Annotated in this window: 18 protein-coding genes and 1 pseudogene; 8 read left to right on the top strand and 11 right to left on the bottom strand. The window is 66.2% G+C overall.

Annotated elements, in window-relative coordinates:
* Position 1: 1 nt before the first annotated feature.
* From argC to DB708_RS14885, 5 genes are all read right to left on the bottom strand, one after another.
* On the bottom strand, positions 2-1045 hold the full coding sequence (gene argC, locus DB708_RS14905; protein ID WP_108923014.1) for an N-acetyl-gamma-glutamyl-phosphate reductase: 1044 nt from the start codon (positions 1043-1045) through the stop codon (positions 2-4).
* Between the two features lie 62 nt (positions 1046-1107).
* Positions 1108-3618, bottom strand: coding sequence for a phenylalanine--tRNA ligase subunit beta (gene pheT / locus DB708_RS14900; RefSeq protein ID WP_108923012.1), 2511 nt, complete (start codon positions 3616-3618; stop codon positions 1108-1110).
* Positions 3618-4661 (bottom strand): phenylalanine--tRNA ligase subunit alpha, encoded by a 1044-nt coding sequence (gene pheS / locus DB708_RS14895; RefSeq protein ID WP_108923010.1) that lies wholly within the window; start codon positions 4659-4661, stop codon positions 3618-3620. Before pheS ends, pheT begins: the two co-directional genes overlap by 1 nt.
* 156 nt (positions 4662-4817) lie before the next feature.
* Positions 4818-5639, bottom strand: a complete 822-nt coding sequence (locus DB708_RS14890) for a rhomboid-like protein (RefSeq protein ID WP_108923008.1) — start codon at positions 5637-5639, stop codon at positions 4818-4820.
* Positions 5640-5696: 57 nt separating this feature from the next.
* On the bottom strand, positions 5697-6488 hold the full coding sequence (locus DB708_RS14885; RefSeq protein WP_409347609.1) for an adenylate/guanylate cyclase domain-containing protein: 792 nt from the start codon (positions 6486-6488) through the stop codon (positions 5697-5699).
* A gap of 288 nt (positions 6489-6776) precedes the next feature.
* On the opposite strand from DB708_RS14885, the gene DB708_RS14880 reads away from it, so the two are divergent.
* Entirely contained in the window at positions 6777-7808 is a 1032-nt protein-coding gene (locus DB708_RS14880) for an oxygenase MpaB family protein (RefSeq protein WP_108923004.1), read from the top strand.
* On the opposite strand, the gene DB708_RS14875 is transcribed toward DB708_RS14880, so the two are convergent.
* The 4 genes from DB708_RS14875 to infC all read right to left on the bottom strand — a co-directional run bounded on the left by DB708_RS14875 (position 7805) and on the right by infC (position 9916).
* Positions 7805-8596, bottom strand: a complete 792-nt coding sequence (locus tag DB708_RS14875) for a TrmH family RNA methyltransferase (RefSeq protein WP_108923002.1) — start codon at positions 8594-8596, stop codon at positions 7805-7807. The genes DB708_RS14880 and DB708_RS14875 overlap by 4 nt on opposite strands.
* 5 nt (positions 8597-8601) lie before the next feature.
* Positions 8602-8991 carry a 50S ribosomal protein L20 gene (gene rplT / locus DB708_RS14870; protein ID WP_108923000.1) on the bottom strand — a complete coding sequence of 130 codons (390 nt, stop codon included), beginning with the start codon at positions 8989-8991 and terminating at the stop codon, positions 8602-8604.
* 86 nt (positions 8992-9077) lie between these two features.
* On the bottom strand, positions 9078-9272 hold the full coding sequence (gene rpmI, locus DB708_RS14865; RefSeq protein WP_108922998.1) for a 50S ribosomal protein L35: 195 nt from the start codon (positions 9270-9272) through the stop codon (positions 9078-9080).
* Between the two features lie 35 nt (positions 9273-9307).
* A complete protein-coding gene (gene infC / locus DB708_RS14860) occupies positions 9308-9916 on the bottom strand; it encodes a translation initiation factor IF-3 (RefSeq protein ID WP_235616824.1) in 609 nt (202 codons plus the stop codon).
* A gap of 460 nt (positions 9917-10376) precedes the next feature.
* Between infC and lysX the strand changes: the two genes are divergently transcribed.
* The 5 genes from lysX to DB708_RS14835 all read left to right on the top strand — a co-directional run bounded on the left by lysX (position 10377) and on the right by DB708_RS14835 (position 16844).
* Positions 10377-13703 carry a bifunctional lysylphosphatidylglycerol synthetase/lysine--tRNA ligase LysX gene (lysX, locus tag DB708_RS14855; protein WP_235616768.1) on the top strand — a complete coding sequence of 1109 codons (3327 nt, stop codon included), beginning with the start codon at positions 10377-10379 and terminating at the stop codon, positions 13701-13703.
* 77 nt (positions 13704-13780) lie between these two features.
* Positions 13781-15295, top strand: coding sequence for an alpha/beta hydrolase (locus tag DB708_RS14850; RefSeq protein WP_201263524.1), 1515 nt, complete (start codon positions 13781-13783; stop codon positions 15293-15295).
* Between the two features lie 6 nt (positions 15296-15301).
* Positions 15302-15730 carry a DUF6653 family protein gene (locus DB708_RS14845; RefSeq protein WP_201263523.1) on the top strand — a complete coding sequence of 143 codons (429 nt, stop codon included), beginning with the start codon at positions 15302-15304 and terminating at the stop codon, positions 15728-15730.
* On the top strand, positions 15727-15972 hold the full coding sequence (locus DB708_RS14840; RefSeq protein WP_108922996.1) for a hypothetical protein: 246 nt from the start codon (positions 15727-15729) through the stop codon (positions 15970-15972). Before DB708_RS14845 ends, DB708_RS14840 begins: the two co-directional genes overlap by 4 nt.
* Complete coding sequence (locus tag DB708_RS14835; RefSeq protein ID WP_108922994.1) at positions 15969-16844, top strand: NYN domain-containing protein; 876 nt, start codon at positions 15969-15971, stop codon at positions 16842-16844. The genes DB708_RS14840 and DB708_RS14835 overlap by 4 nt, the downstream gene beginning before the upstream one ends.
* A 35-nt stretch (positions 16845-16879) precedes the next feature.
* Here the strand turns inward: DB708_RS14835 and DB708_RS14830 are convergent, their stop codons facing one another.
* Positions 16880-18097, bottom strand: a complete 1218-nt coding sequence (locus DB708_RS14830) for a fatty acid desaturase family protein (protein ID WP_108922992.1) — start codon at positions 18095-18097, stop codon at positions 16880-16882.
* A 354-nt stretch (positions 18098-18451) separates the two neighbouring features.
* On the opposite strand from DB708_RS14830, the gene DB708_RS14825 reads away from it, so the two are divergent.
* Together DB708_RS14825 and DB708_RS14820 are read left to right on the top strand one after the other, a co-directional pair.
* Complete coding sequence (locus tag DB708_RS14825; protein ID WP_108922990.1) at positions 18452-18700, top strand: PspA/IM30 family protein; 249 nt, start codon at positions 18452-18454, stop codon at positions 18698-18700.
* A gap of 30 nt (positions 18701-18730) precedes the next feature.
* A pseudogene (locus tag DB708_RS14820) lies at positions 18731-20468 on the top strand (serine/threonine-protein kinase PknH/PknJ).
* A 7-nt stretch (positions 20469-20475) separates the two neighbouring features.
* On the opposite strand, the gene uvrA reads toward DB708_RS14820, so the two are convergent.
* A complete protein-coding gene (gene uvrA, locus DB708_RS14815) occupies positions 20476-23394 on the bottom strand; it encodes an excinuclease ABC subunit UvrA (protein WP_108922988.1) in 2919 nt (972 codons plus the stop codon).
* Between the last annotated feature and the right edge of the window lie 67 nt (positions 23395-23461).

Here is a 23461-nt window from a genome sequence, read left to right as displayed (position 1 = left end):
GTCACGGTGCCACCCCGATCACCGAAAGGCCTGCTGTCTCCGGCCAACCCAGCGCCAGGTTCATCGATTGCACCGCGGCGCCTCCGGTGCCTTTGGTCAGGTTGTCGATCGCGGCGATCGCGACGAACGTCTCGGCTGCCTCGTCCACCGCGACGGCGATTTGTGCGGCGTTGCTGCCTATCACCGAGCCGGTGCGGGGCAACTGCCCATCGGGCATCAGGTAGATGAAAGGCTCGGCGTCGTATGCTTTTTCGTATGCGGCCCGCAGCTGCGACAGCGGGGCCTTAGTAGGCGCGGTGCAGGTCGCCAGGATGCCGCGGGAAGTCGGGATGAGCACCGGAGTGAACGACACCGTGACATCGCGATTGGTGACAGCCCGTAGCCCCTGGGCGATCTCCGGGGTGTGCCGGTGGGCGCCGGCGATGTTGTAGGCCCGAGCCGATCCGATCACCTCGGAGCCGAGCAGGTCGGCCTTGGCCGCACGACCGGCGCCGGAGGTGCCGCTGACGGCGACCACCGTGACGGCGGGTTCGACGAGGTCCTCGGCCACGGCGGGCAGCAACGCCAGCAGGGCCGCGGTCGGATAGCAGCCCGGCACCGCGATACGGCGGGCGCCGCGTAGGCGTTCCCGGGCGCCGGGCAACTCGGGCAGGCCGTAAGGCCAGCTGCCGGCATGCGCGGATCCGTAGAACCGTTCCCATGCTGCGGGGTCGGTGAGCCGGAAGTCCGCGCCGCAGTCGACGATCAGCGTTTCGGGGCCGAGTTGCTTGGCCAGCGCCGCCGAGTGTCCATGCGGCAAAGCCAGAAACACCACGTCGTGGCCCTGCAGCACGGCAAGCTCGGTGGGCTCGACCACTCGCTGAGCCAGCGGCGTGAGGTGCGGGTGGTGCTCACCCAGCGTGCTGCCGGCACTGGCCGCGGCGGTTACCGAGCCGATGGTAAGTCGGCCGTCGGTGTAGGCCGGGTGCCCGAGCAGCAGGCGCAGAATCTCGCCGCCCGCATAGCCGCTGGCACCGGCGATCGCCACCCTAGTTACGTCGGCCATTCAGCCAATTCTGCATGGTTATGCAGCTGTTTGCAAATCCATTCCCAGGCCTGGCCGCGGGCTCACGCACGCAGTTCGGCGCCCACCGCCTCGGCGGCGTGACGCACAGCGGCATCGCGGGCCGCGCTGGCGTCGTCTTCGGTCAGCGTGCGGTCCGGGGCGCGGAACCGCAGCGCGAAGGTCAGCGACTTGCGATCCTCGCCGATTTGCGGGCCGGTGAACACGTCGAAGAGCTGCATGTCTTCCAGCAGCTCCCCGGCTCCCTCGCGCACCGCGTCGGCCACCGCCTGGGCCGGCACGTCCGCGGCTACCACCAGGCTGACGTCCTGGAAGACGGCCGGGAAGGGCGACACCTGGGGCGCCGGCAGCAGCTCGGTGATCGGAAGCGCACCGAGGTCGAGCTCCAGGGCGCAGGTGTCCTTGGGCAGGCCGGACCGCTCGACGACGGCAGGATGCAATTGGCCCGCGTGGCCGATGATGGTTTCCCCGACGAGGACCTCGGCGCACCGGCCGGGGTGCCACGGCAGGTACTGGGCCGCGCGCAGCGTGACGTCAACTCCACTGGCACGCGCGATGATTCGCACGGCCTCGAGAGCGTCGGCGGCGTCGGCTCCACGGCCGGGCCCCCAGGGGCCCCGCGGTTCGCGCAGCCCGGCCAGCACCGCGGCGACATGCTGCGGCTGCCGGGGCAGCGACGCGTCGAGCATGGCGATCTCGTCCTGCGTCGGCCGGCGATCCACTGGGATGAGCTCGACGCCGTGGGTGCGCTCGCTCGGTTGCACCACCTGCGCGATCGCATATAGCGCGGCATCGACCAGGCCTCGGGATACGTTGCGGCCCAATGCTTCCAGCAATCCCGGCAGTAGCGTGGTCGCCAGCTCCGGGCGGTCGGTGTCCAGCGGGTTGAGCACCCGCGTCGTGGTACGTCGCGGATCGTCGGACGGTAGGCCCCACAGATCGAACACACCGGCAGGCAGGAACGGGGTCGGCAGGATCTCGACGTAACCGGACTGCGCGAGTGACTTACCGATCGCGCGTCGGCGTTTCTGCGTGCGCGACAGGCCGCGGCCCGCGGGCGCCGAAGGCAGCACCGACGGGATGACCTCGAGGCCCTCCAGCCGCAGCACCTCCTCGACGAGGTCGGCGGGCCGCACCAGATCGGGCCGCCAGCTCGGCGGTGTCACGATCAGCGTGTCGCCGTTTGCGGCTACCGCAGCACCGATTTGAGTGAGGCGCCGGGCGGTCGTTCCCGCGGCGTATGCCACGCCGGCGAATCGGTCCGGCAAGTCGGCGGCGATCGAGATAGGCGACCCGGCCCAATCGGCGGCCGAGTTGCCCACCGGTGGGTCGCCGCGCCAGTCGGTCAGGGTCGGCGATACCGCTCCCCCGGCGATCTCGGCCAGCAGCGCCGCACACCGGTCCAGCGCCGCCACCGAGATGGCCGGGTCGACGGTGCGCTCGTAACGACGGGCGGCCTCGCTGGGCAGGTGCAGGCGCCGCTGGGTGCGCGAAATCGCGGCCGGATCCCACACCGCGGCCTCCAGCAGCACGTCGGTGGAATCGGCGCGCACCTCGGTGCTCGCCGCCCCCATCACGCCGCCGATCGCGGTCGTCGCGACGTCGTCGACGATCAGCACATCGCCCGGATCGAGTTTGCGCTCAATGCCATCGAGCGTGACGACTGTCTCGCCGGCCCGGGCGAAGCGGACCTTGAAGTCGCCGGTGATGCGGTTGCGATCGTGGGCGTGCATCGGGTGGCCCAGTTCCAGCATCACGTAGTTGGTCACGTCCACGGCCGGGGAGGTCGCCCGGACACCGGACAGCAGCAGCCGGCGCTGCAGCCACCAAGGCGACACCGCGGCGGGGTCGATTCCGGTCACCGGGCGCAGCGCGAACCGGCGCACACCGGTCTGCGCCTGCACTGTCAGCGGCCACGCTTCACCGTCGGCCGGCAACGGCTTCACCTCTGCGGGGTCGACGAAAGTCAAGTCGTAGGCGCAGGCGATCTCGCGGGCCAGGCCGCGCACCGACATGCAGTAGCCGCGGTCGGGGGTGATGGCCAGGTTGAAGACCACATCGTCTAACCCCAGAACTTCGGCACCGCCGGCACCCGGTTCGGCGGTTCCCGGCGGCAGCACCAGAATCCCGGAATGGTCGGTCCCCAAGCCGAGTTCGGATGCCGAGCAGATCATTCCGTCGGAGGTACGGCCGTAGGTCTTGCGGGCGGCGATGGTGAAACCGCCGGGCAGCGTGGCACCCGGCAACGCCACCACGACCAGATCGTCGACCGCGAAGTTGGTTGCACCACAGACAATTTCACGGTCTTTGCCCTCGCCCACGTCCACCAGGCAGGCGCGGATCGGCTTCTTGAATTCGGTGAGTTCCTCGATGGCGGACACCCGGCCCACCCTCAGCGGGCCGTCGACCGGACCAAGGGTGACGACTTCCTCGACTTCGTGGCCGATGCGCACCAGCGTCTGTTCGAGGTCGCTGGGACTGACCTCCCACCCCGGCGCCCCGGCGGCCGTCCCTGCATTCAAGACGTCGCGCAACCAGCTGTACGGAATACGCATCAAGCACCCACCCCGAACGGCAACGAGAATCGGACGTCACCTTCGACCATGTCGCGCATGTCGGGAATGCCGTTGCGGAACTGCAGGGTGCGCTCCAGGCCCATGCCGAATGCAAAGCCGGAATAAACCTCCGGATCAATTCCGGCGGCCCGCAACACGTTTGGGTGAACCATCCCGCAGCCGCCCCACTCCACCCAACCGGCGCCGCCCTTCTTGCCGACAAACCACACGTCGACCTCGGCGGACGGCTCGGTGAACGGGAAGAAGTGCGGCCGGATCCGGGTGCGCGCCTCGGGGCCGAACTCGGCGCGCGCGAACGCGTCCAGCGTGCCGCGCAGATGCGCCATCGACAGACCGCGGTCCACCGCCAGGCCCTCGACCTGATGGAACACCGGCGTGTGGGTGGAGTCGAGTTCGTCAGTGCGAAACGTGCGGCCGATCGACACGATGTAGACCGGCAGCTCACGCTCCAGCAGGGTCCGTACCTGGACCGGCGAGGTGTGAGTGCGCAGCAGCTGCCGGGAATCCTCCGGCGCGACATAGAAGGTGTCCTGCTCACTGCGCGCGGGATGGTCGGGTGGGAAGTTGAGGGCGTCGAAATTGAACTGTTCGGTTTCGACCTCCGGGCCCTCCGCCAGCTCCCAACCCATCGCGATGAAGGTGTCGGCGACGTGTTCGGCCAGGATCGTGATCGGGTGCCGGGCGCCGGGAGGCTGGCGCGTCGACGGCAGTGTCACGTCGATACTTTCGGCGACCAGCACTGCGGCGTCGCGCTCGGCACGCAACACCGCCAGCCGTTCGTCGTAGCTGCGTTGAACCTCGCCGCGTGCGGTGTTGACGCGCTTACCCGCGTCGGCACGCTCCTGTTTGGGCAGTGTCCCCAACGACTGTCTGGCCAACGCAATCGGCGAGCGGTCGCCGAGGTGCTCGGTCTTGATGTGTGCCAGCGCGTCCAGATTGCCAGCTCCGGCCAAAGCCCCGCGGGCGGCATTGACCGCCTCGGCCAACGCTTCCGGCGACAGGTCGACGGGTTGATCACCCACGCGGCGGCACTCTCCTTGCTGACGAAGGCTGTTCCGGACCGGATCGTCGCCGAACGGGCGGGCTTGAGCGCGGCACGGGTCGAGTGCCGATCATATGTGACTTCACTTCAGTGAACTGAACGCGCTTGCCCAGCGCGCCGCGATGGCCGGTGCCGGTTAGCCGACCAGGACCGGCCGCAGGTCGGCCAGCGCGTCCCTGTCGGGTGCCGCCGAAGCCGGCGGCGTGCTGCCCGCGGCCCGCAGCTGCGCGATCTTGTACGCCACGAACGCACCGAGGGCACCGACGACCGGCGCGGCGGCCATCGTCCCCCAATCGTGTGCCAGCACCAGGAACCCGAAACCAGAGGACGCCACCAACATCGCAGTCAGCACCGGCGTCCAGCGAATCGGCTGACGGAAGCGGGCGGATACCAGCACGCCCAGGATCACCGCGACGGTGTGCCCGGCATCGGTGAAGTCGGCGCCGATGATCGCCGAGGCCAGGCCCGCCGAGATCCACCAGCCAACCCACGCCGGCCGCCACCGCTGGGGTATCGCCGCCGTCATCGCGCCGAGCACCGCGAGCGCGCCGTAGCTCATCCCGACGTCACTGGCCCGGGCAACGGATATCGGCAGCCAGCCGAACTCGACCGAGGCGGCCAGAGCGGCGGCCACGACCAGCGTCGCGCCGATATGGCCGACCAGGAACGCCACCACCAGCCGAATGGTCTGCAGATGCAGTTCCGCGAGAGCCAGCAGGCAGGTCAGGAACGGCAACCAGAAGTAGAGCGGACCGGCGTCGACGACGAGAGCGCTTCCCAGCAGCGTGCCCACGCGTCCGTGCGCCAGGTTGTGCAGGTTGGTGCTGGCGCGCTGGACGATGATGTCGTGCGCATGTTGGCCGAGCACCAGGATGGCGCAGCTGACCACAAGCAGAACCGTTACGTACCCCACGGTGAACCGGACCCGGGCAAGCCGGGAAAAGAATCCCCCAAACATTGAATCCATTATGACGGCTAAATTGTTTCGTCCCCGTGATGGGACGCTGTCAACTTGTTAAGAGTATTCGAGCCGATAGATCGCCAAGTCCGGCGGAATGCCCGGAGTCTTTGGTGAAAACATCGATTTACGTGCGCGTTTAGCGACCACGCCCAACGCGTCCAGCTCGCTTTGCGGGATCAGATCCAGCGCCGAATTCGATACCATGATGCCGCCTTTTGTGGCGCGTTCCATAACGCGAGCGGCGATATTGACGTCGACGCCGAGCCAATCGGCGGCCAATCGCTGCGGCCGGCCGGTGTGGATCCCGACCCGCATCCGCGGCTGATACCCCGCCACCTCGACCGACTTCATCGCCTGGTCGGCGGCCACCACGGCCCGCACCGCGACATCCGGATGGCGGAACACCGCCATGATGCCGTCGCCCATCCGTTTGACGATGTGGCCGCCCGCATCGAGCAGCGGCGGCTCCACGGCCCGCGCCGTCTGGCGCAGCAGGGTCAGCGCCGCGTCGTCACCGGCCTGCAACGACCATGTCGAGAAGCCAACCAGATCGGTGAAGACCAGCGTCACCTCCGGATTCGCCGGCCGTCGCGACACCGCCTCGGTCAGCGCCTGCCACACCTGCAGCACACTCAAACTGACCTCGCGCGATGCCGCGTCACGATCCCCCAGCAGCCGGTCGGCGGCTCGAGCCGCCGCCCGCGGGCCGCCGTCACCAGCCGTCGAGAGCGGATCACCGAACTCGGGGTCGCCAGGCAGCATCCGACGCGCCCGCCGGACGAACGCCACCACACCCGGGCTGCGATTGGCGGTCTGCCACCACTGTGCCGCGGCGCTTTTCGACACCGGCGATCGGGGCGCTGCCGTCGTCACCGATTCCCGCTCTGTTTCAGGGGCCTCGCCCGGATCCGGATCGCGCGGCGCGAGTTCCACCTGGCAAGGGTAAGTAGTTTCGGCAGACCCGGGCAATGACGGCCGTCCGGTTGTGTCACACGTCGCATCAAACCCACTGATCACGACGGTGCCACACCGCTGTGGAATCTCGGTAACAGCTTCGCGTGCCGTGCCCCGAAATCGTAGACAACATACGTTGTCAAAGTTATCGTGAGCACAGTGAGCAAGTAGGGGGTCGTGATGACTACCGCATCGACTACATCCGCTGATCCGCTGGGGCCAGATTCCCTGACCTGGAAGTACTTTGGCGATCTGCGCACCGGAATGATGGGCGTCTGGATCGGGGCGATCCAGAACATGTACCCACAGCTGGGTGCGGGCGTCGAGGAGCATTCGATCCTGCTGCGCGAGCCCCTGCAGCGGGTAGCCCGATCGGTGTATCCGATCATGGGTGTTGTCTACGACGGCGATCGCGCGGCGCTGACCGGTGCGCAGATCAAGCACTTCCACGACACCATCAAGGGGATCGATGCCGAAGGGCGCCGCTACCACGCGCTCAACCCCGAGACCTTTTACTGGGCACACGCCACGTTCTTCATGCTGATCGTCAAAGTCGCCGAATACTTCTGTGGTGGCCTGACCGAGGCCAAGAAGCACCAGCTATTCGACGAGCATGTCCAGTGGTACCGGATGTACGGGATGAGCATGCGGCCGGTGCCCCAATCCTGGGAGGAATTCCAGGAGTACTGGGACCGGGTCTGCCGCGACGAGTTGGAGCTCAACCAGGCGACGCTGGACATCTTCCGAATTCGCATCCCGAAGCCGAAGTTCATCCTGATGCCGACGCCGATCTGGGATCAGATGTTCAAGCCGCTGGTGGCCGGTCAGCGCTGGATCGCGGCCGGGCTATTCGACCCCGCGGTGCGCGAGAAGGCGGGCATGCGCTGGACGCCGGGCGACGAGATCTTGCTGCGGGTGTTCGGCAAGCTGATCGCGCTGGCTTTCCTCGCGGTCCCCGACGAGATCCGGCTGCACCCGCGGGCGCTGGCGCCCTACCGCCGCGCCGAGGGCCGGGCCCCGATCAACGCGCCGCTCGTCGAGGCGCCCGAGTTCATGGCGCCGCCGCGCGACCGCCGCGGGCTGCCGATGCACTACTTTCCCCCGGGTTCCCTTCGCACTAAGTCGCTGATCGAGCGGGCCGGGTCGCTGGTGCACACCACGCTCTCGCTGGCCGGGCTGCGCCCAGCCCGTGGGCGTCGCAAGGCCGCCTAAAACCGCTGCAGAACACCCAGAGCCTGGGCGCTCTGATACAGACAGATCGCCGCGGCGGCGGCCACGTTGAGGCTCTCGGCACCGCCCGACATCGGGATGCGCACACGTTGGTCCGCCTGGTCGGTGATCTCTTCGGGCAGGCCGTGCGATTCGGGGCCGAACAGCCAAGCCGTCGGCCTGCTCAGCAGCTCGTCGGCCTCGTCCAGGCGCGTCCCGCCGTCGACGGTGGTGGCCAGCACCTGCAGGCCGGCAGAACGTACAGCGGTGAAGACCGCGTCGACGTCGGGAGCGGAGACGACCGGAAGCGAGAAGATGCTGCCGGCCGACGCGCGCAGGCACTTGCCGTTGTAGGGGTCAACGCTGCGCCCGGCGAGGATCACCGCCGCGGCGCCCATGGCGTCGGCGAGACGGATCAGCGTGCCTGCATTGCCCGGCTCACTGATCTCGACGGCAACGGCAACCAGCCGTGGCGAGCCGGCCAGCGCCTGGCGCAGTCCGGTCGCCGGCAGGTCGCACACCGCCACCAGCCCGGCCGGAGTAACGGTGTCGGACAAGGCTTTTGCGGCGCGCTCGGTGACCACATGGACCGGACACCGCTGGGCGGCCAGCAATGTCGCGTACCGCTGCGCCGCGAGTTCGGTGACGAATACCTCGCGGACAAGTCCGCGCGCGCAAGCGGACTCGACCAGATTGGGGCCTTCGGCCAGGAACTGGTTCGACCGCCGTCGCACCACGTGGCGATGCAATTTGACCGCCGCGGCCACCCGGGCCGAGCGCTCCGTGAGCACCGGGGTTAAGCAGCTTCTCCGGAGGGGGCGTTGACGTCCTTGGGCAGTGCCGCCCGAGCGACATCGACCAGCGCGGTGAAGGCCGCCGGATCGGTGATCGCAATCTCGGCAAGGTTTTTGCGGTCGACTTCCACGCCCGCAGCCTTCAGGCCCTGGATCAGCCGGTTGTAGGTGATGTCGTTGGCGCGCGCCGCCGCGTTGATCCGTGAAATCCACAATTTGCGGAACTCGCCCTTACGCGCCCTGCGGTCGCGGTAGGCGTACTGCAGCGAATGCAGCTGCTGCTCTTTGGCTTTGCGGTAGAGCCGAGACCGCTGGCCGCGGTAGCCTTTCGAGGCCGTCAGGACGCTGCGCCTCTTCTTGTGGGCGTTGACTGCCCGCTTCACGCGTGCCATGGGTGTTCCTACTCTCGTTCAGACGTAAATGGTCTCAGTTGCCGGTGGCAGATAAGCCTTGGCCCGGCACTCGGCTTGTTGGAAGGTCAGCCGTTCAGCAGCGCTTTGACACGCTTGGTGTCATTGGCTGCGACCGTGGTGCGGCCATCGAGCCGGCGGGTGCGTTTGCTCGCCTTGTGCTCGAGCAGGTGCCGGCGATTGGCTTTCTGGCGGACGATCTTGCCGGTCCCGGTGCGCCGGAATCGCTTGGTCGCCCCGCTGTGGGACTTGGCCTTAGGCATGTTTCCTCTAGTTCTCGCTTGTTCTCGCTGTCGGGTCAGTTCGGTGAAGCAGCGGTGTCGCCCGTTTCGTCGACGTCGTGCTCCGCTTGGGGCCTCGGGTCGTCTGGATGCTGCGCCCTGGCGCGTGTCTTCGCGCCCCGGTGCGGTGCCAACACCATCGTCATGTTGCGGCCGTCCTGCTTGGCCGACGTTTCGACGAATCCGTATTCGGCGACGTCCCCGCCCAGACGCTGGAGCAATCGGTAGCCCAGCTCGGGCCGCGACTGCTCACGTCCGCGGAACATGATGGTGACCTTCACCTTCGATCCCGCCTCCAGGAAGCGAATTACGTGGCCCTTCTTGGTCTCGTAATCGTGATCGTCGATCTTGGGTCGCAGCTTTTGCTCTTTGACCACGGTCTGCTGCTGGTTCCGGCGGGATTCACGCGCCTTTTGCGCCGCCTCGTACTTGAATTTGCCGTAGTCCATGATCTTGCAGACCGGTGGCCTGGCGTTAGGGGCAACTTCGACAAGGTCGAGATCGGCGTCCGCGGCGACGCGCAATGCGTCTTCGATGCGCACGATGCCTACCTGTTCTCCCCCTGGGCCGATCAATCGGACTTCAGGTACGCGAATGCGCTCGTTGACGCGGGTCTCAGTGCTGATGGGGCCTCCCTTGTTGGGCTTGTGTCGTCATCTCGCTACGACCGGTGCCTGGGCCCGTCGGGATGCAGCGGTGGAAACACACCACATCAGCAAAAAAGCCCTGCATAAGCAGGGCCCAATGCCGACCGATCACGACCTGAAACGCATTCAAGCCGTCCGCGCCAAAGCGCGAAACAGGCACCTCGCGGTGCCGGTGACCGGACCGCTGCACCTTGAAATAATTCCTCGGCTAGCGGTGGGAGTGGGACTCCACTTAACTGTCCCAGGCAATAGCCGGGATGGTCGCGGGGGCAAGTCTAGCAGCCATCAGGCATCTTCTGAGCATCCGAGCCGCCCGCCGCCTCCGAGTATGGCCGTCTGGCCTGCGCCATCGCGCTGCGCCCGGAACCGACAACTAGTCTCGACCACTCTTGGCGCTTCGCCAGGCATTGCAAGGGTTGAAGGCATATCCTCGCGGTCTGTGACTGTCGCAAAGCCTCGTTCAGGCAGCCGGTCGAATTCCCGGTATCGATGGGTACCGGCGGCGACCGGCTGGACCGTTGGCGTCATCGCCACGCTGTCCTTGCTGGCCAGCGTGTCGCCATTGCTCCGTTGGTTGATCAAGGCTCCACGGGAATTCATCAACGACTACCTGTTCAACTTTCCCGACACCAGCATCGCGTGGTCGTTCATCCTGGCGCTGCTGGCGGCGGCGCTGACCGCCCGCAAACGCATCGCCTGGTGGGTGCTGCTGGGCCAAATGGTCCTTGCCGCATTTTTGAACGCCGCCGATATCGCCGCCGGCGACAACACCGCGGCCGAAACGTTCGGCGAGAACCTCGGGTTCGCGATGCACATCGTCGTGATTGTCCTGCTGGTGTTGAGCTATCGGGAGTTCTGGGCCAAGGTCCGACGGGCCGCGCTGCTCAAAGCGGCGGCCGTCCTCGTCGTCGGGGACGTGATCGGAATCCTGTTGTCCTGGGGCCTGGTCGAGCTGTTCCCCGGAACACTGGCCCGACAGGACCGGCTGCCGTATGTAGCCAACCGGGTGGTCGGGTTCGCTCTCGCGGATCCCGACCTGTTCACCGGCAAACCGCACCTCCTACTCAATGCGATATTCGGGCTGTTCGGCGCCCTCGCGCTAATCGCGGCCGCGATTGTGCTGTTCCAATCCCAGCGCGCGGACAACGCGCTCACCGGCGAGGACGAGTCGGCGATCCGCGGACTACTGGAGCTGTTCGGCAAGAACGACTCCCTCGGTTACTTCGCCACCCGTCGCGACAAGTCGGTGGTGTTCGCAAACAGTGGACGCGCCGCGATCACCTACCGGGTCGAGGTCGGCGTCTGCCTGGCCAGTGGCGACCCGGTGGGCGATCCCAGGGCATGGCCGCAGGCCGTCGACGCGTGGTTGGCGCTGTGCAAGACCTATGGCTGGGCACCCGGCGTGATGGGCGCCAGTTTGCTGGGCGCCCAGGCTTATCGCGAACGCGGCCTCAATGCCCTAGAGCTCGGCGACGAGGCCATCCTGCGAACTGCCGATTTCAAGCTGTCCGGCCCGGACATGCGTGGGGTGCGCCAGGCCGTGACGCGAGCGCGCCGGACCGGGCTGACGATTCGCGTCCGGCGGCACCGTGACATCACCGCAGAAGAGATGGCCGAGACGATTTCGCGTGCCAATGCCTGGCGCGATACCCAGTCCGAGCGCGGGTTTTCCATGGCGCTTGGCCGTTTGGGCGATCCGGCCGACGGCGATTGCCTGCTGGTCGAGGCACTGGATCGGGACGGCCAGGTCGCCGCGATGCTGTCGCTGGTCCCGTGGGGCAGCACCGGAGTCTCCCTGGACTTGATGCGCCGCTCACCGCAATCCCCCAACGGCACCAATGAATTCATGGTCAGCGAACTTGCCCTGAATGCGGAAGGGCTTGGAATCAACCGTGTTTCGCTGAACTTCGCCATGTTCCGGTCGGCATTCGAGCAGGGGGCGCAACTCGGCGCCGGTCCGATCGCGCGGTTGTGGCGCGGGTTCCTGCTGTTCTTTTCCCGATGGTGGCAGCTGGAGACGCTGTATCGATCGAACGTGAAATACCAACCCGAATGGGTGCCGCGCTACGCCTGCTACGAGGACGCCCGGTTGATCCCCCGGGTCGGCGTCGCCTCGGCCATGGCCGAAGGGTTCCTGGTGTTGCCTTTCAGCCGGCGCGACAAGGTGCATACCGGGCACCATCCCGCCGTGCCGCAAAGGCTGGCGGAATCCGGGTTGCTGCACGAAGACGGATCGGCTCCGGATATCAGCGGGTTGCAACGCGGCGACGAGGTCGACTCTGAGGAGTACCGGCGCCGGCTGCCTGAACAGGTGCGGGTGCGCCTGACCAAGCTAAGGACGCTGCAGCGCAAGGGCATTGACGCCTACCCGGTGGGGTCGCCGCCCAGTCACACCGTCGCGCAGGCGCTGGACACCGACGACCAGGACACCGTCTCGGTAGCGGGCCGCATCTTGCGAATACGTGACTTCGGCGGCGTGCTGTTCGCCGAGCTCCGTGACTGGTCAGGCGAAATGCAAGTGCTGCTGGACAATTCGCGGCTGGAGGCCGGCCGGACCGCCGATTTCACCGCGGCCATTGATCTGGGTGACCTGGTCGAGATGACCGGGCACATGGGTTTCAGCAAGCGCGGAACCCGCTCGTTGATCGTGAACGACTGGCGGATGGTCGGAAAGTGCTTGCGGCCGTTGCCCAATAAGTGGAACGGGCTGACCGATCCCGAGGCACGGGTGCGCACCCGCTATGTCGACCTGGCGGTCAATACCGAGTCGCGCAACCTCGTCACGGCCCGCAGCGGCGTGCTGCGCTCGGTGCGGGAAACGTTGTTCGCCAAGGGCTTCATCGAGGTGGAAACCCCGATCCTGCAACCGATCCACGGCGGAGCCGCCGCCCGCCCGTTCGTCACTCATATCAATACCTATGACATGGATCTCTTCTTGCGTATCGCGCCCGAGCTCTACTTGAAGCGGTTGTGTGTCGGCGGCGTGGAGCGGGTGTTCGAACTGGGCCGGGCCTTCCGCAACGAAGGTGTCGACTTCAGCCACAACCCGGAGTTCACGCTGCTGGAGGCCTACCAGGCGCACGCCGATTACCGGGTGTGGATCGACGGCTGCCGCGAGCTGATCCAAAACGCCGCCGAGGCCGCCAACGGCACGCAGACCGTGCTGCGGCCCGGCGACGCGTCGAACAACGACACCCGGCTGGAACCGGTCGACATCTCCGGTGTGTGGCCGGTGAAGACCGTGCACGACGCGGTCTCCGAAGCGCTGGGCGAACAGATCGACCCGGACACGTCATTGACCGCGTTGCGCAAGCTGTCCGACCGCATCCACCTTCCCTATCGCGACCACTGGGACGCCGGGGCCGTGGTGCTCGAGCTCTACGAGCACCTGGTCGAGGACCGGACCGAGGCGCCGACGTTCTACATCGACTTTCCGACGTCGGTCTCACCGCTGACCCGTCCACACCGCAGTCAACCGGGGGTGGCCGAGCGGTGGGACCTGGTGGCCTGGGGTGTCGAGCTGGGCACCGCCTACAGCGAGCTCACCGATCCGGTGGAACAGCGGCGCCGGCTGCTCGCGCAGTCGCTGCTGGCAGCTGGCGGCGATCCAGAGGCAATGGAGCTCGACGAAGACTTCCTGCAGGCCATGGAATACGCGATGCCGCCGACCGGCGGGCTCGGGATGGGTATCGATCGGCTCGTGATGCTCATAACCGGCCGCAGCATCCGCGAGACATTGCCATTTCCGCTGGCCAAGCCGCATTAGCCGGCGGCCGGAAAACCCAGTGATCGCGTCGGAAACATTGAGTGATTGCGTTCCGGGATTGGTATGGATCCATCACAATGGATCGCGTGACAGCGCCGGCGCCCGATGCCACCGGACAGTTATTGGCAACCGGTCATACCTCGCTGATGCACGGCTGGGTACCGATAGCGGTCCAGGTCGTCACGGCGATCGTGCTGGCGCTGGCCATCGGCTGGCGATCGCGGCGCTGGCGGATGGTGTGCCTGCCGTTGGCGGCCGCGATCGGCGGCGCACTGGCATATGGGACGCACTGGTACATCGTCGATCGGGGCCTGTCCGACGAACCGGCGCCGGCAGGACTGTGGCTCTGGACCGCGCTGACGGGTGTGGCCGCGACGGCGCTGTTTACCGGCTGGCGCGGCGCCCGCAATTGGCAACGCAGCGCCGCCCTGGCGTCGGTACCGCTCTGCGTGCTGAGCGCCGCGCTGGTGCTCAATCTGTGGGTCGGCTACTTCCCCACCGTGCAGTCCGCATGGGGTCAGCTCACCTCCGGCCCGGTGCCCGACCAGACCGATCAGGCCACCGTTACCGCGATGGCCGCCAAGGGAAGCCGTCCGTCACACGGCAGCGTGGTGCCGGTGGTAATCCCCTCGTCCGCATCGCATTTCAAGCACCGCGGCGAGCTGGTCTACCTGCCGCCCGAATGGTTCGACTGGCGCCACCACCCGCTTGCGGGGGACAGCCCGCCGCCGGCGCTGCCGACGATCATGATGATCGGCGGGCAGTTCAATACACCCGCGGACTCGACGCGTGCGGGCAACGCGATCAAGACGATCGATGGCTTCGCCGCTGCTCACAACGGCGAAGCCCCGGTACTGGTGTTCGTGGATTCCGGCGGGGCGTTCAACAACGACACCGAATGCGTCAACGGAGTTCGCGGTAATGCGGCCGATCACCTGACCAAAGATGTTGTTCCCTATATGGTCTCGACCTTCGGAGTCAGCCCCGACCGCTCCAACTGGGGTGTGGCGGGCTGGTCGATGGGCGGAACCTGCGCGGTGGACTTGACCGTAATGCACCCGGACATGTTCAGCGCGTTCGTCGACGTCGCCGGCGACTTCTTCCCGAATGCCGGCAACAAGGCGCAGACCATCAGCCGGCTGTTCGGCGGAAACGCCGACGCGTGGGCGTCATTCGACCCGAGCACCGTGATCAACCGGCACGGCCCGTACCACGACGTGTCCGGTTGGTTCGCAATCTCTTCGGACGGCCCGCCCGCGGCACACCGCGACGTCACGATCGCGGACACCGCCGCGATGCGTCTCGCGGGACGCGAGGCCGACGCCAACCCGGGCAACCAGACTGCGGCCGCCTATTCGCTGTGTGCGCTGGGCCGGACCAATGGCATCGATTGCGCCGTGCTTCCCCAACCCGGCAAGCACGACTGGCCGTTCGCCGACCGAGTCTTCGCGGCCGCGCTACCGTGGCTGGCCGGCCAACTGGGCACTCCCGGCGTGCCGCGCGCCCCGTTGCCCGGCGCACCGACTGCCGACGTGTCTTCGACAGTGCCTGTGGTGGTTCCGGCGCAGCATTCCAACACCGCGACGAGGTAACCGCGGGTGCTCTCGATTGCGCGGTTCCGACGAGCACTGTTCGCCCGGCACTGCAATCCGTGGAGCGCGTGGACGCGCTGGGCCAGCACGCCTTTGATCCTGGTGCCGGCATGGACACGGCGGCGCAGCCACGCGGTGTGGCTCGCGCTGTGGATGGCGGCCAACCCGTTCGTCTTCGGCAAACCCCGTCAGGTACGGGCCTGGTCGACGCGGGCGATGTTGGGCGAAGAACTGTGGATCACCCGCCGGCCCCGTGACCCAGCCGCCGTGGTCAGTGGGCTGACGTCGGCGTCGGCGCTGGTCGCGGTCGTCGCCGCCCGCCGCCATCGGGCGCTGCCCGCGGCGGTTGCGATCGCATTGCAGATGTCGCTCACCCTGGTCTACTGGGAGCAGATGGTGCGCTATCTCGAGCGCGAACGCCGGGATTCCGCATGAGCAACGGAACCGACTGGCGCGCAACCACTTTCTACGCACCGGGACTCGATGCGGCGCTGGCGCTGCTTACTGGTTCGCGCTGTGATCGGTACGCTGACCGTAACCTTGATGGGTGGGATTTCATGGCGCACGATGACCGGATGATCGCATTCGAGGCAGGGCGGCTGACCGGGCCGACCGCGGGTCAGCCACCTGCCGCCGCCGACCACGAGCCGGCCGTCCAGCAGGCGCATTCACGATGACCGAATCCGGCCCGACGCGCGTCGCCGTCTACCTCGACTTCGACAACATCGTGATCTCCCGCTACGACCAGGTACACGGGCGCAACTCGTTCCAGAAGGACAAGACGAAGGGCCTCGACAAGGATCGGCTGCGGTCAGCGACCGTCGATGTCGGTGCCATCATCGACTTCGCGTCGTCGTTCGGCACCCTGGTGCTCACTCGGGCCTACGCGGACTGGTCCGCCGACGTCAATGCCGCCTACCACAGCCAGCTTGTCGGCCGCGCAGTCGATCTCGTTCAACTGTTCCCGGCTGCCGCGTACGGGAAGAACGGCGCCGACATCCGGCTAGCCGTGGATGCAGTCGAGGACATGTTCCGGTTGCCCGACCTGACGCATGTGGTCATCGTCGGCGGCGATTCCGATTACATTGCGCTGGCCCAGCGATGCAAACGTCTTGGCCGCTACGTCGTGGGCATCGGGGTGGCCGGCGCGAGCAGTCGGTCCCTGGCCGCGGCCTGCGACGAGTTCGTCAGCTACGATGCATTGCCCGGGATCCCCACGGACGCAGCGCAATCCCCCGAAACTAAGAAGCACCGACGTCCGAGTCCCGCCGAATCCGACGACGACGAGCCGGCGCCCGCCGATCCGCAGGCCGCCGCCACCGGTTTACTCGAACGTGCGCTGCGTATCGGCCAGGAGAAGGAAGACGCCGAGTGGCTCCATAATTCGGCGGTCAAAGCCCAAATGAAACGGATGGACCCGTCGTTTAGCGAAAAGGCGTTGGGTTTCAAATCGTTCAGCGACTTCCTGCGCTCCCGCAGCGATCACATCGACCTCGACGAAACCAGCACAACACGTATGGTGCGGCTGCGCGGCGAGGCGACTTCGTAGCGGCGTATCTCGTTCACGATCAACCGATCTGGAAGCTAGCGCCGATCGGTGCGCGCCAGGATTGCTGTTGCCAATCCGCTTCGTCTTCTTTCGTTGCCCACCGTTGCTGCCTGCGACGGTCGCACGACGTCACGAAACCTGTGCTCGGATGCGGTCTCTGGCGCGTCGTCGGAGGTCGCGGTAAGAAACCGGTCCGGAAACGCCAATTTGCAGATGGTCCGCATGGTCAGCAGGTACTGACGATGCAACGGACCGGTCGTGTAGGGCAAGTCGTAGGCAATGCACAACGCACGTACCCGCTCGGCGATTTCACGGTAACGGTTACTCGGCAGATCCGGAAAAAGATGATGTTCGATCTGAAAGCAGAGGTTCCCGCTCATGAACGCAAGCACTGGCCCGGCGCGGAAGTTCGCGGTTCCCAACATTTGTCGCAGATACCATTCGGACTTCGTCTCGTCCTGCAAGACCGACGGCGTGAACTTTTCCGCTCCGTCCGCGAAGTGGCCACAGACAATGACCACGAACGCCCACACATTTCGCAGTCCGTTGGCGATCACATTGGCTCCCAGCGTGCGATACCACCGCCGACGGCTCAGCGCAGGAAACAGCACATAGTCCTTGCCAACCTGGCGAGCGATCTTGCGGACAAGCGCTGCTTTGTGAGCGGACTTGCCGGCGGCCGTCGTCTCGCGCTCCTGTACGGAATACAAGCAATGCAGTGCGACGCCCCACTCGAACAACAGCGCCAGCAGCATCGCGCGCAGCGGCTGCACCAAAGAAACCGGTTGCCACTTTTCGTCTCGAGTCACCCGAAGGACTCCGAACCCGAGGTCGTCGTCCACGCCGACCACGTTCGCGAAGACGTGGTGGCGATAGTTGTGGGAGTTCTGCCACTGCGAGCTGAGACTGGCCATATCCCACTCCCAGGTAGTGGAATGAATTTCCGGGTCGTTCATCCAGTCCCATTGACCGTGGCTGATGTTATGGCCGAGCTCCATGTTTTCTATGCACTTCGCCGCGGCCAGTGCGGCGATTCCGACAGCCAAGCCGACCTTGCCCTTGCTGGCGCCGATGACTAGTCTCGCCGCCATCTCTAGGGTTCGATGAAACGCGATGGCGCGCTTGATATATGCCCTATCGCCGGCTCCGCGCGAGGATTCGATATCGCGGCGGATCGCTTCCAAGGCGGCCCCGAACTCGTCGAGATCCGAATCACTCAGGTGGGCGTATTCAGGGACTTCAGTGATGGCCATTGACGCTCAACGCGCTTCGCGCGCGATGGCGTGGCGGGCATGCACAGCAACTCGCAGGCACAAGGAGTTTGCCATCGGCAGCATTCGGGTGACGTCCCATCTCTTGGGTGGTCGTGGCGCGCGCAAGAACAGGACTGGCGCGAAATCAGCAGAGCGAAAATTCCTGGGAACCTACTGGTCCGTAGCGCCGGTGGAGCACTTGAGTGACCCCCTGGGCCTGGGTAGACCTCCGACGCTACATGAGCCTTAGGATATGCGGATATGCGGATGACTGTTGATCCTGCCATACCCAATCGGTGCACTATCTCGGGCGCGAGCGGCGGGATTGGCCGGTGCGGCAGTAGCGTGGCGAATATGCCTGACGAGCCAGCAAACCCCGGCACCGCCCCGCCCGACCCCGGGTACGACAGCGCGGGCGTCCCCACCTTCGAATCGGTGCGTGAGAAAATCGAAGGCCGCTACGCGACGTCGCTGGGCGACGCGGAACTCGACGCCGAATCCCCGGAGGGCCGCTCCGTCGCCGAGCAATACGACGAGCGCCAACGCGCCGCGGCCGAACGGCTGGCGCAGATCCGTGAGTCGATGCGCACGGATGAGGGTTAGAACAGTTGGCTTAACGCCGGGGGGACATCGATGAACCAAGCGCGGCCCGATTCCCGGGTCGGTAGCCGATTCGGGCATTACCAGTTGCGCCGGCTGCTGGGCCGCGGCGGAATGGGCGAGGTCTACGAGGCCTACGACACCATCAAAGACCGCGTGGTGGCGCTCAAGCTGGTATCCGAGCAAGTCAGCTCCGACGACGTCTTTCGGCGGCGCATGCAACGTGAAGCCCAGACCGCGGGCCGGCTACAGGAACCGCACATCGTGCCCATTCACGATTATGGCGAAATCGACGGTCAACTGTTCATCGATATGCGCTTCATCGACGGCAAAGACGTTGGCGCGGTGCTGAACCGCACTGGGCCGCTGCCGCCCCCGCGCGCGGTCGCAATCGCCGAGCAAGTCGCTTCCGCATTGGATGCCGCCCACCGCGCCGGGGTCATCCATCGCGACATCAAACCCGAAAACATCTTGCTCACCGAGGGTGATTTCGCCTACCTGGTCGACTTCGGCATCGCCGCGGCTGCTACCGACCAGCGCGTTACCAAAACCGGTGCCGCTGTGGGTAGTTGAAACTACATGGCACCTGAACGATTCGGTAAGGACGACGTCACCTACCGCGTCGACATCTACGCTCTGGCCGCCCTTCTGTACGAATGCCTTACGGGGGCAACGCCTTTTCAGGCCGATAGCCTCAGCAGTCTGATGGCCGCACACCTGATGGAGCCTGCCCCAAGGCCCAGCCGACGAAATCCGGCCATCCCGGCGGCATTCGACGACGTCATCGCGCGGCATGGCCAAAGACCCCAACGATCGCTACATCACCGCGGGCGATCTCGCTCAGGCCGCCCTGCGCGCGCTGAGCACTCCCGATCAGCACCGGGCGACCGACCTGATCCAGCACAGCCAGCACTTCGCCCCGCCGCCGCGTGTCGGGCAGTTCTGGGGCCAGCCCGCACCGGCGCCGTCACCGGGATGGGCCCCCAGCCAGCCCGTCGCGCCGTGGCCACCGCCCAAGCGCCGACTGGGCCTGATCTTCGGCGCGCTTGTGGTGGTCGTAGCCGCCGTCGCGGGCACCGGGATCTTGTTCGCGGTGCGCAAATCCGGCACTGCCCAGTCCGATCGCCCCGTCACCAGCACCACCGCGGCCCCGGCTCCGAGCACGACCATTGTGACCGGTAGCACCGCCGCCCCGACAGTGGTTCCGGCACAATTGGATTCGCTCCTGGTTCCGGTGGAGCAAATCAACACCATCGTCGCCACCACCGGCATCGTCGTCGACCACAGCAAATCCGAGATGGTAAATCTCGACCCGGGCGACACGTTGTCGGACGACAAGTGCCTTGCGGCGCTGATCGGTTTTCAAGCCCCGACATACGACAGCAGCGGCTACACCGGGGTGCTCGCCCAGCTGCTGAAGAAGCCGCAGAGCAATCCCGCCTACGTCGTGGCTCAGGGCGCGGTTGTTTTCGCGTCCGCCGCCCAAGCCCAGGGATTTGTGTCGGCCCAGGCGCCTCAATGGCGGGACTGCGCCGGAAGAACCGTCACTCAGGTCAGCAATAAAACCACATTCGAATGGACCTTCGGGCAGCTCAGCGGCAATCCGCCCAATATCGCCCTGCAGCACACGCTGGCCAACAGCCCATTGGTGTGCCAGCACGTGCTGTCCGCCGTATCCAACGTGGTCTTCGACGTGAACGTCTGCGCACCCGGAACCATCAACCAGGCCAGGCAGATCGCCAACATGATGGCGGCCCGGCTGCCCCGCTAAGCACCGATCAAGCGCTGACTTTGCGCCGCCGGCGCGGTCGCGACGGGGTACTGACCGCCGCGGTGCTGCGCCCGACGACCTCGGCGAGGAATTTCCCGGTGTAGCTTTCGGGCACCGCGGCGACATCCTCCGGGGTGCCTTGTGCGACAACGGTTCCGCCTTCGGCACCGCCCTCCGGACCCATGTCGACGATCCAGTCGGCCGTTTTGATCACGTCCAGGTTGTGCTCGATCACGATAACCGTATTGCCTTTGTCGACAAGGCCATTGATGACGCTGAGCAGCTTGCGGATATCGTCGAAATGCAACCCTGTGGTGGGCTCGTCGAGGATGTAGATGGTGCGCCCGGTCGATCGCTTCTGCAGTTCGGACGCCAGCTTGACGCGCTGCGCCTCTCCCCCGGACAGCGTCGGCGCGGGCTGGCCCAGCCGGACGTAGCCGAGGCCGACGTCGACCAGCGTGCGCAGGTAGCGGTGGATGCCGCTGATCGGCTCGAAGAACTCCGCCGCTTCCTCGATCGACATGTCCAGCACTTCGGAAATCGTCTTGCCCTTGTAATGCACCTCGAGGGTCTCGCGGTTGTACCGGGCACCCTGGCACACCTCGCACGGCACGTACACGTCGGGCAAGAAATTCATCTCGATCTTGATCGTGCCGTCTCCGGTGCACGCCTCGCAGCGACCGCCCTTCACGTTGAACGAGAACCGACCCGGTTGGTAGCCACGGACTTTCGCCTCGGTAGTGGCAGCGAACAAGGTTCGGATCTTGTCGAACACCCCGGTGTAGGTGGCCGGGTTGGAGCGCGGCGTGCGGCCGATCGGCGACTGGTCCACCCGCACCAGCTTGTCCAGGTGGTCCAGGCCGGTGACCCGGGTGTGCCGGCCCGGCACCTGCCGAGCGCCGTTGAGCCGGTTGGCCAGTACGGCCGCCAGGATGTCGTTCACCAAAGTCGATTTGCCCGAACCGGACACACCGGTTACCGAGGTCAGCACACCGAGTGGAAACGACACGTCGATGTCGCGCAGGTTGTGCTCACGGGCGCCGACGACGGTGAGCTGACGCTTCCGGTCGACGGAACGCCGATGCGTAGGCGTGGCAATGCTTTCCCGGCCCGACAAGTAAGCCCCGGTGATCGACTTCCGATTGCGCAGCAGCTCCTGATAGGTCCCGCTGTGCACGATCTCGCCGCCGTGTTCACCGGCGCCCGGCCCGATGTCGACAACCCAGTCCGCGTGCGCGATGGTGTCCTCGTCATGCTCGACGACAATCAGCGTGTTACCCAATCCCCTTAGCCGGGTGAGGGTTTCAATGAGACGGCGGTTGTCGCGCTGGTGCAGCCCGATCGACGGTTCATCGAGGACGTAGAGCACGCCCACCAGGCCGGAGCCGATCTGAGTGGCCAGCCGAATGCGTTGCGCCTCACCGCCGGACAGCGTGGCAGCCGCCCGGGACAGCGACAGGTACTCCAACCCCACATCGAGCAAAAAACCGAGCCGCGACTGGATTTCCTTGAGCACCTGCCCGGCGATCGCCTGCTCGCGCGCGCCCAGGGTAAGCGCGTTGAGGAAATCAGCACAGTCCGAGATGGACAGCTCACAGACCTCGGCGATGGACTTCGCGCCCCGGTTCCCCGCGGCCAGCGTCACCGCCAGGATCTCGGGCTTGAGCCGCGTCCCCTCACACACCGGGCAGGGCACGTCACGCATGAAGCCTTCGTAGCGTTCCTTCATCTGCTCGGACTCGGTCTGCTCCATCTTGCGCTGCAGGAATGCCAGCACGCCTTCGAAATCGGCGTAGTACGAGCGGGTTCGGCCGTACCGGTTGCGGTAGCGCACATGCACCTGATGATCGGAGCCCTCGAGGATCGCCTTGCGGGCCTTGGCCGGGAGCTTGCGCCATGGCGTATCGACGTCGAATCCCAGCTCCTCGCCGAGCCCGGCCATCATCCGGGTGAAGTACTCCGCGGTGTGCCCCGCCGACCACGGCGCCACCGCGCCCTCGGCGAGGGTGCGCTCGGGGTCGGGCACCACCAGATCCGGGTCAACCTCTTTGCAGATTCCCAGGCCCACGCATTCGGGGCAGGCGCCGTAGGGCGAGTTGAACGAGAACGAGCGCGGTTCCAGGTCGTCGACCGCCAACGGGTGTCCGTTGGGGCAGGCCAGTTTCTCGGAGAACCGCTGCTCGCGGGGGTGGTCATGCTCGTCGCGATCATCGGGAAATTCCAGCACCACAATGCCGTCGGCCAGGTTCAGCGCGGTTTCCACCGAGTCGGTAAGCCGTTGCTTGGCGGCGACCTTGACGGTGAGGCGGTCGACCACCACCTCGATGTCGTGCTTCTCCTGCTTCTTCAGCTTCGGCGGGTCGGCCAGCGGGTGCACCACACCGTCGACCCGCACCCGGCTGTAGCCCTGCGCATTGAGCTTGTCGAACAGGTCGGCGAATTCGCCTTTGCGGGTGCGCACCACCGGCGCGAGTACCAGAAATCGAATGCCCTCTTCCATCGCCAGCACCTGATCGACGATTTGCTGCGGGGTCTGACGGGCGATCCGTTCGCCACAGACCGGGCAGTGCGGCGTGCCCGCGCGCGCGTACAACAACCGCAGGTAGTCGTAAACCTCGGTGATCGTGCCGACCGTCGACCGCGGGTTGCGGTTCGTCGACTTCTGGTCGATGGACACCGCCGGCGACAGACCCTCGATGAAATCGACGTCCGGCTTGTCCATCTGGCCCAGGAACTGGCGCGCGTACGCCGACAACGACTCCACGTAGCGGCGCTGCCCCTCGGCGAAGATGGTGTCGAAGGCCAGCGACGACTTGCCCGATCCCGACAGCCCGGTGAAGACGATCAACGAGTCGCGCGGCAGGTCGAGATCGACACCGCGCAGGTTGTGCTCACGGGCACCCTTGACGATCAGGCGGTCAGCCACGCTGCCCCTCTCATTGAAACTTTGCTTGCCTAGCGGCGGCTACTGCGCACGGCGCATTCCATGCTAA

The organism is Mycobacterium montefiorense (genome assembly GCF_003112775.1).
In the GTDB taxonomy this organism is placed as follows: Bacteria; Actinomycetota; Actinomycetes; order Mycobacteriales; family Mycobacteriaceae; genus Mycobacterium; species Mycobacterium montefiorense.
Note: the sequence above shows the minus strand (reverse complement) of the source record. Positions and strands in the feature narration are given on the sequence as shown.